The sequence below is a fragment of the Nocardia pneumoniae NBRC 100136 genome, from assembly GCF_000308755.1.
GTDB lineage: Bacteria > Actinomycetota > Actinomycetes > Mycobacteriales > Mycobacteriaceae > Nocardia > Nocardia pneumoniae.
In genome coordinates, this window is record NZ_BAGF01000046.1 from 14,736 (window position 1) to 28,062 (window position 13,327).

The following is a 13,327-nucleotide window of genomic DNA, read 5'->3' on the forward strand; positions in this document are numbered from 1 at the left end:
GTTGCGTGTCCTGCTCGAATCGGGAAGCCCGTTAGACGCGTTCGGGATTCCATGTCGTGACCGCCCAGATCACAACGATGTCGAGTGCGATGATCAGCACCGACCACCACGGGTAATACGGCAGCCACAAGAAGTTCGCGAGAATTGATATCGCCGCGAAGACGATCGTGGCAATTCGCGCCCAGCGCGCTCCGGTGAACAGGGCGAGTCCTACCGCCGCCATCAGCACTCCGAGCACGATGTGGATCCAACCCCAGGTAGTGAAATCGAACTTGTAGATGTACTCGACGCCTGCTACGAAAACCTCATCCTCGGCTACCGCGGCGATGCCTTGGAACAACTGGAGCAGGCCGACGGTGACGAGGATGATGGCGGCTCCCATCGAGGTTCCTGCCGCGACTCCCTGTTTGACCGACGAATTCTCGGACATGATTCGCTCCTTTCCCTCGACAATCCGATCAGATATGAACGATTCTCCACCTGGTCCACTCGACGGTGTGCGGCATCGCCGATCTGTGCCTGATGTTTTGTGCTCAGCGACCAGGCGCACGGCGATCTCGATCGAACCCGATCGGGCCGGCGAGCAGCATGAAATCACGCGTCGGTGCGGCGGTGCTCGATCCGCTCGCCTGCGCGGATCAGTGGGTCAGGACGACCTTGACCGCTACGACGGTGGTGGCCGCGCACACCAATAGCACCGCACCGAGCAGCGTCGAACGATGGGGCCGCTCACCGTGGAGTCGACCGATGACGAAGACGATCCCGCCGATCCGCACCAGCATGGCCGACTCCGCCAGCACCTGCGCGAGGCGTGGTTCGATCCACCCGACCGCCGCGGCTGCGAGAATCACGCAGGGCAGCACCGCTGAGCTGAGGATGGGCAACGAGTCGCGCAGGTCCGCCCATCGTTCCTGTGGGGACAGAGCATGGCTCTGGCGCACCGATTGACCGACGCCTTCGGCGAAGGCATGTGCGATGAACGTGGAGAGGGCGGTACCGAGGACGACCAAGATGCCGACGTCCTCGGCGGACGGCGTTACCGGGATCAAGGCAGCGAGTATCAGGACGTTCCCGTAGATGTACGCGCTGATCCGGCTGGCCGCGTTCCGGCGGTCGAGTGGAACACCCCGGGAGAACAAGGGGCCGTGCAAGAGCTCGTGTCTGTTGCCTTCCATCAGTCCTCACAGTGTTCAGCGGCGACACCGGTCTCAGCATCGGTGGGATTGAGGTTGTCGAACGGTTGCTGATCCAGTCGCTCGTCGCGCGATGCTCGCCGTGATCGCACTCGAAGCCTTGCCCGATATGAATTTTCTGCCGAGGTGGAGACTGCCAGTCTATTAGCCGCAAATTCGCTCTGGAACCGATCTACTTTCGTCAGTCCGCACCTGTTCGTCGGCGGCGCGGCGCACACTGTGAGAGACAGTGCTTCCGAAGAGGGAGGGGCGGACGCTCGGGCGAGCCACTTCTGGACATCCGGTTACGCCCGATTCCCAACGCCTACCCATCGATCGCCGAGCATGGCATCGTCGGCGACCTGCAGACTACGGCACTGGTCTCGTCCGCGGGCACGATCGACTGGTGGTGCACGCCCCGGTTCGATTCACCCAGCATCTTCGCCTCGCTCCTGGACAGCGAGCAGGGCGGACATTGCGGGCTGGCCGCCGATGTCGCGACAGAAGACATGGCGATCCGTCAGCTGTACCTGCCGGACACGGCGATCCTTGTCACTCGGTTCATGGCGCCCGAAGGGGTGGGTGAGGTCGCCGACTTCATGGAGCCCATCCGCGATTCCGAACCCACCGACCGGCATCGGCTGGTGCGCGTGGCCCGGGTGGTGCGGGGAAGCCTGCCGCTGACGCTGACCTGCCGCCCACGATTCGACTACGGACGCGCCACGCACACCCTTGAACGACTCGGCGACCGAGCCGCGGTCTTCCACGGCCCCGGCACGGACTTGCATCTCCAGGCCACCGATCCAGTGCTGCTGCAGGCCGTGGACGGCGACGTCACGGCCCGTTTCACGCTCTCCGAGGGGCAGATCGCCGTGCTGGTGTTGACCAGCATGGCGAGCGACGGTCCGACGCCGCCGCATCCATCGCGGGAGGATATCTCCACCGCCTTGGAACAGTGCCGGGATTTCTGGCAGTCATGGCTGCGTTCATCCACCTACCGGGGCCGGTGGCGGGACATGGTCAACCGGTCCGCGATCACGTTGAAACTGCTGACCTATCACCCCACTGGCGCGCCGATCGCCGCGGCCACGATGGGCCTGCCGGAGCAAATCGGCGGCGAGCGCAACTGGGACTACCGCTACACCTGGGTCCGCGATGCTTCATTGTCGGTCCGGGCGTTGATCGACCTCGGCTTCACCGACGAGGCATTAGCCTTCCGGCGCTGGCTGCGGGATCGCCTCGACGCCGGCGACACGGCATCCGGTGAGCCGCTGCAGATCATGTACCGGATCGATGGTGACCCGCATCTGGAGGAGGAGGTACTCGACCATCTGGAGGGCTACCAAGCGTCGGCGCCGGTGCGGGTCGGGAACGCGGCGGCCGACCAGATCCAGCTCGATATCTACGGTGAGGCCGCCGACGCCCTGGCTCAGTCTTGGGACATCGGCGGCATCTGGGGATGGCGGTCGTTCGCGAACCTCACCGACTGGCTGACCGACCACTGGGACCGGCCCGACGAGGGGATCTGGGAAACGCGCGGGGGCCAGCAGGAATTCACCTATAGCCGACTAATGACGTGGGTGGCGTTCGACCGAGGCATCCGGTTGGCCACCGACTACTCGCGGCCCGCCGACGTTGCCCGCTGGACCCAGGCGCGGGACGCGGTGTTCGCGCAGATCGTCGAACGCGGTTGGAGTGCGAAGCGGCAGGCATTCGTGCAGCACTACGCCACCGATGTGCTGGATGCGTCACTGCTGCTGATGCCACGCATGGGATTTCTCTCGCCACGGGATCCGGCATGGCTGAGCACTCTCGACGCGATGGACGACGAACTGGTCAGAGACAGCCTCGTCTACCGCTACGACCCGGAGGCCTCCCCGGACGGTCTGCGTGGCGTCGAAGGAACCTTTAACCTCTGCAGTTTCTTGTATGTGGAAGCACTCGCCCGTGCCAGCAGGGTGCCTCAAGCCCGCTACGCCTTCGACAATATGCTCACCTACGCCAATCATGTCGGGCTGTTCGCCGAGGAGATCGGTCCTTCCGGCGAGCAACTGGGCAACTTCCCGCAGGCATTCACCCACCTGGCCCTCGTCGCAGCCGCCATGGCCCTCGACGAACAAATCGACCGCGCCGAGGCCCGGACCGCGGCGACGTCCAGATAGGCCGAACAGGCGGATGCCCGATACCGGTGTGTCCAGCCCGCCCCGCGGTGCACTCGTTCCGCTGGCGCTCGCGCAGTTCATCTGCAGCTTCGCCGGTTCGAACATGAACGTGATGATCAACGACATCAGCGCCGACTTGAACACCACTGCGCAGGGCGTGCAGACCGTCATCACGATCTTCCTGCTCGTCATGGCGGCGCTGATGATTCCCGGCGGTAAGCTCACCGACCGCTACGGCCGCAAACGCTGTTTCGAGCTGGGCCTGATGATCTACGGTGTCGGTGCCGTGTTGAGTGCGCTCGCTCCCGGCCTGGGTGTGCTGATTGTGGGCAACTCGATTCTCGAGGGCATCGGCACCGCGATGCTGATACCGCCCGTCTATATCCTCACAACCCTGTTGTTCACCGAAACGACCTCGCGGGCACGAGCATTCGGCGCGATCATGGCGCTGGGCGGCATCGGTGCGGCGGCGGGACCGTTGCTCGGCGGAGTCATCACCTCCGCGCTCGGCTGGCGAGCGGCGTTCGCGTTCCAAGCATTGGTGGTCGCACTCATCGTGCTGCTTGGTCGGCGCATCGCCGACCCCTTGCCGCCGGACCCGACCCGGGCCTTCGACGTCGGTGGCGCAGTTCTGTCGGCGGCCGGTCTGGTCCTGCTGGTGACCGGCATCCTGGCAGCCGACGACAACGCCTGGCTCATGCTCGCCCTGCTCATGCTCGGCGTGGTGGTGCTGGCGTGCTTCTTTCTCAGCATTCGTGCCCGGGAGCGATCCGGACGCGAACCACTCATCTCGACCGGTCTGTTCCGCAACCGCACCTCCAACCTGGGCCTGATCACCGAACACATCCAGTGGCTACTGTTGATGGGAACGTCATTTGTTGTGGCGGCATACCTGCAAGTTGTGCGGGGGTACAACGCGATTCAGACCGGCGTGATCTTCACGGCGGCCACGCTCGGATTGCTGGTGTCGTCTCTGGCCGCCGCACGGCTGGCGCGACGGCGTGCTCAGCGGACCCTCATCATGGCGGGTTTTCTCGTGACCATCGCCGGCATCGGCGTACTGCTCGCGCTGGCCGGGACTCTCGTGAACCCCTGGGCATTCGCCCCCGGCCTGCTGCTGATCGGGCTCGGACTCGGTGTCATGCTGACCCCGGCGGTCGATGTCGTCCAGTCCAGTTTCGGCGAGGACCAGCAGGGCGAAATCTCCGGGCTGTCGCGTAGCGTGTCCAATCTCGGCTCCTCGCTCGGCACCGCCATCGCAGGCACCATCCTCGTAGCCGGGCTCACGAGCCACGCCTACGCCGCTGCGATGATCGTCTTGGCCGCGATCGGAGCGACAGGATTCGTCGCCGGGGCGATGCTGCCTCGGAACGCCCCAGCGGCCGCGTAAAGCCGTGGAGCCGACGAGAACAGGATGTCCCGGTGGCGTTCCGCTGTGGCCGGAGCGGTGAGTCCCCGCATCATTGCTGGGAGACTCACCGCTCCTCGATAGCGAAGCAGCGCAGCCGAAGCGGGCTGTTTCGCATGTTTGTCCGCCCATATTCATGCGGACAGCTCGAGCGTATGGATATATATCGTCATGACCGAAGCTTTGACATCCCGAGTACATAACACATGAATGCTTACAACACCGTTCGTTGTTCGAACTGTGATCTCGCGACCTATCCTCGTGCCGTACCGCATCGACACGCACAGCCCAGCCTGGGTGATAGTTTCCGCTGCGCATTCTGTTCCGTCGCGCAATGGCGTAGAAACGGAACTCTTCAGGATTCAAGTATTCTGGCCTTCTCGGCTTCGAACTCGGCATCGGTGAGCACACCCTGCGCTTTGAGTTGGGCAAGTTCCTTCAATGCGGTGATCCGGTCCATCGCCACACCGCCGCCGGATGGCGGTGCGGGCGCGGGCTGAGGTGCCGCGTACTGCACGTCAGAGGCGTACTGCGCATCCTGTAGCGCCCAACGCTGTCCCTGCCGTCGGGAGACGCGATTGGAGACAGCGGTCGCGGTTCCGGCGACCACGGCGGTGCGGGCTACGCCGCGAAGCAGTCCGGGCATGACACTCTCCTTCAGTCGGGCCGACGATGTTGATCGTTGCCTTCATCGGGATTCAGCCTCGATGACATCGAGGGACGACAGGATGCTCTCCACCGGGATGCGTCCGGCGGCCACAAGTTCGGCGCCGTTGCGGCGCAGCGCGGACGCGAATGGCGCCGCCCACCTGTTCTCGTAGACGAGGATCGCGGCCGAGCATCCCGGCTCGAGCGCCCTGCCCGCCTCCTTGCGGTCGGCGTCGTCGAGCAGCCCCGATCCCGCCTCCGCGAAGAGGGTGATGTCGATGTCTCCTTCGAGACCGAGGTCGGCTATGTCGACTCCGGAGAGGGAGCCGTCGGCGTCCTTGCGGACGAACGCCAGGTCCAACACCCGGATGATGCCGCGCTCGACGAGGTCGCGCAGCAAGGGCAGGGCCGACCCGTTCGGAGGCCGATCGGCGGGAAATTCGATCACGAGATAATCGACGGGACCCAACGTATCGATATCGGTTCCGGTCACTGTAGCCCTCTTTCTGTCACAAGAAAGGGGTCATATCGACCCCGACTCTGTTACAGAGCTCCCTTGGAAATTGCTTCGAATCGATTGTCGCCCTTCGAGAAGGAATCCCGGACTCATCGGCTCAGTGGTGCTAATGTCGGTCCCAGCGTACGCCTTGATCATCACCAGGTCGCTGTTTTTCCGCTGGGCGTCGCCGGGGCTCTCACCGGATTCGATCCGGTGTCGGCCCAATGCTTTATCCGAGTTCTGCCTCGAATGAACCGCCGTACCAGCCGACTGCGCTCTCCTCCGGTCATCGCTCTGGACATCGATAGTGCTGGGCAGTCTCTATCTGGAACTCCCGCAACCTCGGCGGACCGCTCCGCCGAGACCGGCGGCGCCGCCCTCACCGAGACCGGGGCGGCGCCGCCGACCCGACCGCACGACAGCGGGTGCGTCGTGGCCGACGAAGAGTTTCGCACGGGCCACCGACAGCGACGGCGGCGGAAGTGCCCGTATCCGTTCTCAGTGAGGGGTACCGATGGCCTCTGATGCGCGAGAGGACACGCCCGGCGGCAAGTTGACCGCTGACGAACGCGCCGAGCTGGAGCGGCTGCGCGCGGAGGTGGTCGCTCTGCGGACGAAGGGTCGCGGCGCGGAGCAGCCGGTGCGCCGACCGCCCCGGCATGGGTGGCGCTGGACCGCGGTGGCGATCTTGACGGTGCTTGTCGCCGTTCTGGCGATCACCACAGTGGTGTCGCGGTTCGTGCGCGGGGAGGTGCTCGACACCGATCGGTATCTGACCACGGTGGCACCGCTGGGCTCGGATCCGGTGTTGCAGACCGAGGTGTCCAACACGATCACCGATGAGATCTTCGCCCGCGTCGACATCGAGGGCCTCACGGCCGATGCGCTGTCCGCCCTGACCGACGCCGTTCCGGCGACCGCGAACCGGCCGCGGGTGGATCGCGCGGTCGAAGGACTGGCACCGGTGATCACCCAGCAGGCCCGCGGCTTCGTCAACGACACCGTGCTGTCATTCGTGCGCAGCGACCAGTTCGAAGACCTGTGGCTGCAAGCCAACCGCGCCGCTCACACCGCTTTGGTGGCGGTGGCAACGGGGCACGTCGGCCCCGAGTCGGTGACCGTCGACGAGAACGGCACGGTGACCCTCTCACTGCGCACGGTGATGGAGAACGTGAAGGCCCGGCTGCTCGACCGTGGCTTCACCTTCGCCGAGAAGATCCCCGCGGTCGACAAGCAATTCGTGTTGTTCCGATCCCCGGAGCTGGTCCGGGCACAACGGGCGGTCGACAGGCTCGACAGAGCCTCGGCAGTGTTGCCGTGGGTGACGATCGCGGCCGCAGTGGCCGCGATCGCCGCGGCACCTCCGGGTCGTCGCAGGCGCGCCTTGGTCTTCGTGGGGCTCGCGCTGGCGGTGGGCATGGTGATTCTGGCCATCGCGCTGATCGTCGCCCGCGCACTGTATCTGGACCGGATTCCGGCCGACGTGCTGTCACCGGACGCGGCTGACGCGATCATCGACACGGTGCTCGTGCCGCTGCGAACCGCGCTGCGCGGAGTCGCCGTGCTCGGCTTGGCGATCGCACTGGGCGCTTACCTCACCGGAGACTCGGTCTCGGCCACCGAGGTGCGCCGTCAGTTCGGTCGCAGCATGGACACGGTGCAGCGGTTGCGTCGATCGCGTCCGCCGAACCCGGTGGAGACATGGGCTTTCCGGGCCCGTGCGGCACTGCGTTGGGCGATCCTCGGCATTGCGGCACTTCTGCTGGTGTTCTGGCGCTACCCCACCGGGCTCGTGGTGGTGTGGATCCTCCTCGGCGCACTGCTGGCGCTACTCGCGCTGGAACTGCTGATTCGTCCCGCCCGCGCCTGGCAGCAACAGGAAGAACCCGGGACGGACGACGATGCCACGGCCATAGTGCGAGCCAACAGATAACCTGGCGCGGCCGGAGACCTCGGCCAGGCTGAACGCTGGATGCGATCCGGCTCAGGCTCGGCCGGGCCGCCAGGTCGTCACCGCCCAGATCACTACGACGTCCAAGGCGATCACCACGGTCGACCACCACGGATAGTACGGCAGCCATAGGAAGTTGGCCAGGATCGACAACGCGGCGAGGAATACCGCTATCACCCTCGCCCACATGGCTCCGGCCATCAGTCCGACTGCCGCGATCACTATCAAGATACCGAGAACAAGATGGATCCAGCCCCAGCCGGTGGTACTCAATTCATAGGTGTAGTTGGGCCCGGACACGAAGACATCATCCTTGGCGATGGCGGAGATTCCCTGAAAGATCGACAGGATGCCGGCGGATAACAAAAGGACCGCGGCGCCGATCGACGTCCCGGCCGCGACTGTCTGCTTGACGGAATGCTCATCGGTTGCTGACATTGCCGTTCACCTCTTCTCATCAGGCGCTGTATGGATGGGATCCGTCAGTTGCGGTAGACCTCGCCCAGTTCGAACGAGACCGCCGAACCCGCGGATCGACTGCGAACGGCGGCTGAGCAGAGCTGCCTGCGCAGAATCGTGAATCGTTGTGCGGGAGGGAAATAACCGGGGAAGCACCGAGAATGAGAATGGCGCGTCTCTGCCTCTCGGGTCGCCTGCCACACCCGGGTTCCATCAGTACTCGACGCCCAACAGCGGTCGCCGATACCGGCGCTCGCCTCATCGGGTAAGCATACCTCAGCGATATTCTGGCTACCTCGAAATCGAATCCACCGGTGTAGTTGCTGGGCACGGGAAGGTCACTCGGCGCCGCCGCGGGCGCCGTTCGGACGGTCGCGTGCCTGCCGATTCGATGCCCGCCGCACAGTTCGCAGGTGGTCCCCGGAGGTAGCTGGGCGGTGTCACTTCATCAGTGCGACGTTGCGCCAGAAGTTGATGAGGCTTTCGGTTCCTCCGAACAGGGTGGTGAAGTTGGTCGAGTCGACGACAACGATGTCGCCCGCGCGTCGGTTGGTGGGCGGCAACCAGATGAGGGCGTTGAATTCGGTATTCCCCTCGGCGGTGAACGGATGGGGTCGATCGAGGTCGATCGGCTGACGCGCGAGCAGTCGCACAGACTCGCTCGCGGGTGCGGTGAGGTGATAGTGCGGGAGGTGGGGATGGAAGTTCAACGTGGTGACGTCATCGAGCAGTTTCAGGGCATCGAGGTCGCGGAATGTGGTCAACGGAGCAATCGATTTCGTGGCTTCGACGACGGCGGGACGAAGTCCGTACATGTTCTGCACCGGAACGTCGAGGGCTTTCATCAGTGAGCGGGTGTAGGCGCTGAAGCGCTGTTGCCGTGGCACCAATGGGTCGCCATGGTGGTCGTATTCGACTTGGCGTTGCTGGAGGTCGTCGGTGCAGCCCACGTCGTGGTGTGGTGCCAGGATCAGACAGGTGTCTTCGCGTTGTAGCCACTCGTCGATGGCCGCGATCTCGTCGGGCGAGGCTGCTGCCTGACCGAGTACGTGGTCGAGGCCGAAAATCATCAGAGTGTCGGTGTCGGCGAGGACGCGTTCGTCGATGCGGAGTTCGAACCCGGCTTGGTCTATGCGCTGGAAGACCGCGACGGGGTGGCCGGTGGCCTCTGTGGCGATCTGCTGAAAGGAGAGCGTGGAGCGGTGGAACAGCTCCAGCGTTCCCGCGATGCCTTGCAGGAAGTGAGCAGTGTCGTATTCGGGTGTCTCGTAGGCCGGCCAGGTGGCCTGGCGCACTTCGGTCATGGTGGAGAAACGGTTGTCCAGCGCGGTGGGGTCGCGCTGGGCTTCCCAGGGATAGCTCCAAGTCCAGTAGATGCTCAATCGGCGATTGCCGGGAGTGTAGGGGCGTGGCAACTGGGATTGGTTGTAGGTGCGCGCCGGGGTGATGGTGCTCATGGTTCTAGCTCATTGTCGGTGAGGGTGCAGAGGTAACGCAGGGCGCGAAGACCGGGCAGGAAGAAGTACGCGCCACCCCTGAGGGTTGTGAACGCCGGTAACCCCTTGATGGTTCTGCGAATCGGGCGTTTGGGAATCTTGTATTCCAGGGTTCCGTCTTGATTGCCGATGATCGGGTCGCGCTCGTTGCCGAGTTCGTGGAAGGTTTTGTCGTTGATCCACACGTTCTGGGCGAACTCGAATTGGCGCACCAGGCTTGCACACAGCACGAAGGCCGCGATTCCGCGCTCGGCGCCGTCGTCGGGAACGTCTTCCGGGAGGTGCGGCCCGTAGGTGGCGCCGCGGCGAATCAGGCGCCGCCGTTGCATGTTCACAGCGGTGTCGCGGGGATTCAGCCTGCGGATGTGCGAACCCAGTGGCGCCGCGTAGCCATGGGGGTCCATCTCCTTGTAGTTGAAATCGTTGTTGCGCTGCATATCGGCCCCGAGTTCGGGGTCGTCCTTCTCAGGGGCGAGCACCAAGGGGGCGCCGCTTCGCCAGCGACCCATCAGTTTCGCGGCCAGCAACTCTTGCTCCTCAGGGGTGTCGGTGTGCTCGGCCAGAAAGTCGCGAAATCGCCCGACGTGCTCCTGTAGGCGCCGGTAGGCCATGTAGCTGCCGTTGCGCGACAACACCTCCGGTCGCGGCAATCCAACGGGAGAGCCGTTCTCGTCGGGATATCCCAGGATGAACTCCCCGGCTTTGATCGGGGCGCCCGTGCCCGGCGTCGGCTGTTCACCGGAGCCTTCGATCACCGGCTGCGACAACCGGTCGCGGTAGCCGAAATGGTCGTGTGCGTACTCCAACGGCGGAACGGCCGCCACGTCCAGCGACGAGAGCACCGTCACTCCCGCGCAGGCGACCAGTTGGTCGTGCGCTTGGATACAGCGAACACGTTCGGCGTCGTCGCGGGCGAACAGGATGGCGATCGCGTGCAGCTTGTCGCCGGCCAACCCACCGACCCAGCGGTCGGGGTGATCGAGCCCGATGTCACCGAGAATTTCTGCCCGTGCTGCCATGCCTTGCCGGAACTCCTCGGGAAACGTCGCCAACGACTGATCGGGCACGCCGAGTGCCCGCAGCCCGGTCCAGGTGAACGCAAGTGTCACCCATTGGCGGGCGGTACTCACGAGGCGCTGTGCGTCAGCCGCCGAGGCGACACGGCCGACCATGCCCGATAGCCACGCCCGTCCACCGTCGCCACTGTCGAACGACAGGAACTCGTAGCGTCCGGTCAGCGCGGGCACGCGGGTCAGCACGATGTGCTGGATATCGTCGGTTTCGAGCATCATCGAACCTCGTGGTGCTACTGCATCTGGTCGAGCATGTCGGAGAACGCCGCCTTCACGCGCAGTGCCTTCTTGATCTCTTCCGCGGTCACATACGGGTACTCGCCGTACTCCAGGAAGCTCGGAAATTGATGCTCACGGAAGAACTTGACGACCGCGTCGGTATCGGTCTTCCAGTTCGGGGGGAACCCTTCGAGGTTCACGAACACGGTCGTGATACCTGTCGACAGGAACAGGGCGATAGCGTCCTCGACGTACTTGTCGAAGTCGGTGTCGAAGATCCCTTGGTACTGGAAACACAGCCCGTCACCGATGTCGAACAGCACCCACCGCAGGTAGTGCAGCCGCAGCGGCGCCAGCACAGTGGGGTCTTCTTCGACCGCGGCCTCGAGCTGTTTACCGTACTCCCGGATCGCCTCCTCGCGACCGGGTTTGACTCTCGCGATGATCGAGAAGCCGTAATTCGCCGGTGTGCGGGGGAATATCGGCCCGTACCGACCCTGCTCCAGCTCGAAGTACCCTTCCTTTGGAATGGCCATCGCCGTCGGCTTGGACCAATCCCGATAATCTGTGGTCATGTCGCCTCCGTCTCCAGCGGGATGGCTCCAGTGGCACGATCACGAAGAAGTGATCCAATAGCGGCCGATCTGTCACGATGAACCCGACATCATCAAAAAATGATTCCGGCGAATGGCAGGAGTATCATCGCAGGCTCCCGGCCGGCCAGCCAGCTGGTCGGCCAGTCCCTTCGGTTCGGCACTTGCGGGCTTCTTCATTCGAATCGCAATCAATGCACTTTTGAACAAGATTCGCGTGGAGCGTACCGCCGCCAGCGGGTGGTAGCGACAGCTAGCGCAGGATGTGGCCCGGATACTGACCGCCTCGCGGCGGTGCTCACACGGTGATTCTAGCAGGCGGGCCTCCGCGATCATGCTCAGTGCCCCGGTGTTCACTCCGCACTTACACAGTCGAACTGTTGCACCTCGCAAGGGTTGCTAATCCTGTACTATATGCTCCGTATTTCTTCTCGAATCCGGCGCCGAAGACGTTCAGTGCCCGTTTTCGCACCGGACTTGCAATGTGTCGCCCGAGCGCGACCCATGAATGGGCACTCGCTGCTGAGAACAAAGTCCGCTTTTCGACGGAGGGGCCGCCCGGCGGTCAGATTTACTTCGCAGTCGGAATCCACGGATGGCAACTACACGGGAAAGATCCGCCCGAGGAGGTTCACAAAATGGATTCGTTCTGGGACTACGTGTGGTACACGATCCTTGTGTTCGCCTTCGTGGCGTACCTGATCGTCCTGTTCCAGATTCTCGTCGACCTGTTCCGCGACCACTCCGTCTCGGGCGTCGCCAAAGCCGTGTGGGTGATTGCCCTGGTGGTGTTCCCGTACCTGACGGCGCTGGTGTACCTGATCGTCCGCGGGCGGGGCATGGCGCTACGCGGCCAGCGGGCACAGGCCGAGGCAAAGCAAGCCACCGATCAGTACATCCGGCAGGTCGCGGGTAAGTCCCCCGCCGAGAACATCGCCGACGCCAAGGCTCTCCGCGACTCCGGCGTCATCACTGACGTGGAATTCGAGCAACTGAAGGCTCAGGCGTTAGGGCATCCCGCAGCACACAATGCGCCGACCGGTCAGTGACGGCGCGGGTTTCCTGATGTCCGGTGCCGGTTGGTAGTCCGACACCCGGGGGCCATCTATCGCGCGGGACCGCAGGGATCCCGTGCGCACTCCGCCTCGGCCAGGGTATAGACATGTGCTGTTGCGGTCGGCTGAGGATCGGGCAGCGCCCGGATCTGGCACAGCAACGTCATCCGGCTCACGGTCGCGGCCAGGTGCCGGGTCAGCCGCGCTCCAGCGCGGCCGCCCAGCGCCAGGGCGACCGCGCATAACGCACGCTGCAGGATCAGTGTGCGGCGGGCGTGCCTGGCCGCGAGCTGTGGTACTGGCGAAGGTTTGCCGCAGTCGGAGTTGTGGCAGAACAGCCTGCGGACCCGCAGCCCGATCACGACCTGGCGGGCGGTGTCGAGGTGTCGGACAACCACCGCTGGTAACGGCTGTGGACCCGACCGGCCAGCGTCCCGCAGCCGGGACAGCCGACCGGATACTCACTGGTAGCGGCCTCGACACTGTCAGACCCGCCGCGCGGATCGTCTCGATCCGCAACCCCTCCAGATGCGGGAACAGGACCCTCATCGGTCCAAGATCCGAACACCCGCGACATGACGAACTATCAACG

Annotated in this window: 13 protein-coding genes; 4 read left to right on the top strand and 9 right to left on the bottom strand. The window is 64.3% G+C overall.

All coding sequences use genetic code 11. The features are described from left to right. Positions 1 to 31 precede the first annotated feature (31 nt). Together ON34_RS14765 and ON34_RS14770 are read right to left on the bottom strand one after the other, a co-directional pair. Positions 32 to 430 (bottom strand): DUF7144 family membrane protein, encoded by a 399-nt coding sequence (locus ON34_RS14765; protein ID WP_040779751.1) that lies wholly within the window; start codon positions 428 to 430, stop codon positions 32 to 34. A 208-nt stretch (positions 431 to 638) separates the two neighbouring features. Beyond that, positions 639 to 1,175, bottom strand: coding sequence for a hypothetical protein (locus tag ON34_RS14770; protein WP_040779752.1), 537 nt, complete (start codon positions 1,173 to 1,175; stop codon positions 639 to 641). Between the two features lie 332 nt (positions 1,176 to 1,507). On the opposite strand from ON34_RS14770, the gene ON34_RS14775 reads away from it, so the two are divergent. Continuing rightward, positions 1,508 to 3,334: a glycoside hydrolase family 15 protein gene (locus ON34_RS14775; protein WP_281032452.1), complete on the top strand. Its 1,827-nt coding sequence runs from the start codon at positions 1,508 to 1,510 to the stop codon at positions 3,332 to 3,334. A gap of 28 nt (positions 3,335 to 3,362) precedes the next feature. Further along, positions 3,363 to 4,724, top strand: a complete 1,362-nt coding sequence (locus ON34_RS14780) for an MFS transporter (RefSeq protein WP_245548034.1) — start codon at positions 3,363 to 3,365, stop codon at positions 4,722 to 4,724. Between the two features lie 373 nt (positions 4,725 to 5,097). Here the strand turns inward: ON34_RS14780 and ON34_RS14785 are convergent, their stop codons facing one another. Together ON34_RS14785 and ON34_RS14790 are read right to left on the bottom strand one after the other, a co-directional pair. Further along, the gene (locus ON34_RS14785) at positions 5,098 to 5,388 is read right to left on the bottom strand and encodes an SHOCT domain-containing protein (protein WP_040779756.1); all 291 of its coding nucleotides are present in this window, start codon (positions 5,386 to 5,388) and stop codon (positions 5,098 to 5,100) included. 42 nt (positions 5,389 to 5,430) lie between these two features. Beyond that, a complete protein-coding gene (locus tag ON34_RS14790) occupies positions 5,431 to 5,883 on the bottom strand; it encodes a DUF6325 family protein (RefSeq protein ID WP_040779758.1) in 453 nt (150 codons plus the stop codon). A 520-nt stretch (positions 5,884 to 6,403) separates the two neighbouring features. Between ON34_RS14790 and ON34_RS14795 the strand changes: the two genes are divergently transcribed. Beyond that, positions 6,404 to 7,822 (top strand): hypothetical protein, encoded by a 1,419-nt coding sequence (locus ON34_RS14795; RefSeq protein WP_040779759.1) that lies wholly within the window; start codon positions 6,404 to 6,406, stop codon positions 7,820 to 7,822. 51 nt (positions 7,823 to 7,873) lie between these two features. Here the strand turns inward: ON34_RS14795 and ON34_RS14800 are convergent, their stop codons facing one another. From ON34_RS14800 to ON34_RS14815, 4 genes are all read right to left on the bottom strand, one after another. Continuing rightward, complete coding sequence (locus tag ON34_RS14800) at positions 7,874 to 8,278, bottom strand: DUF7144 family membrane protein (protein ID WP_040779760.1); 405 nt, start codon at positions 8,276 to 8,278, stop codon at positions 7,874 to 7,876. Between the two features lie 461 nt (positions 8,279 to 8,739). Then, entirely contained in the window at positions 8,740 to 9,756 is a 1,017-nt protein-coding gene (locus tag ON34_RS14805) for a hypothetical protein (protein ID WP_040779761.1), read from the bottom strand. Next, entirely contained in the window at positions 9,753 to 11,084 is a 1,332-nt protein-coding gene (locus tag ON34_RS14810) for a Dyp-type peroxidase (RefSeq protein WP_174372037.1), read from the bottom strand. The genes ON34_RS14805 and ON34_RS14810 overlap by 4 nt, the downstream gene beginning before the upstream one ends. A gap of 17 nt (positions 11,085 to 11,101) precedes the next feature. Continuing rightward, a complete protein-coding gene (locus ON34_RS14815) occupies positions 11,102 to 11,662 on the bottom strand; it encodes a hypothetical protein (protein ID WP_040779764.1) in 561 nt (186 codons plus the stop codon). 656 nt (positions 11,663 to 12,318) lie between these two features. Here ON34_RS14815 and ON34_RS14820 point away from each other — a divergent pair. Continuing rightward, positions 12,319 to 12,729, top strand: a complete 411-nt coding sequence (locus ON34_RS14820) for an SHOCT domain-containing protein (protein ID WP_040779765.1) — start codon at positions 12,319 to 12,321, stop codon at positions 12,727 to 12,729. Positions 12,730 to 12,785: 56 nt separating this feature from the next. Here the strand turns inward: ON34_RS14820 and ON34_RS14825 are convergent, their stop codons facing one another. Further along, positions 12,786 to 13,133, bottom strand: a complete 348-nt coding sequence (locus ON34_RS14825; protein WP_051022648.1) for a hypothetical protein — start codon at positions 13,131 to 13,133, stop codon at positions 12,786 to 12,788. Positions 13,134 to 13,327: the final 194 nt, after the last annotated feature.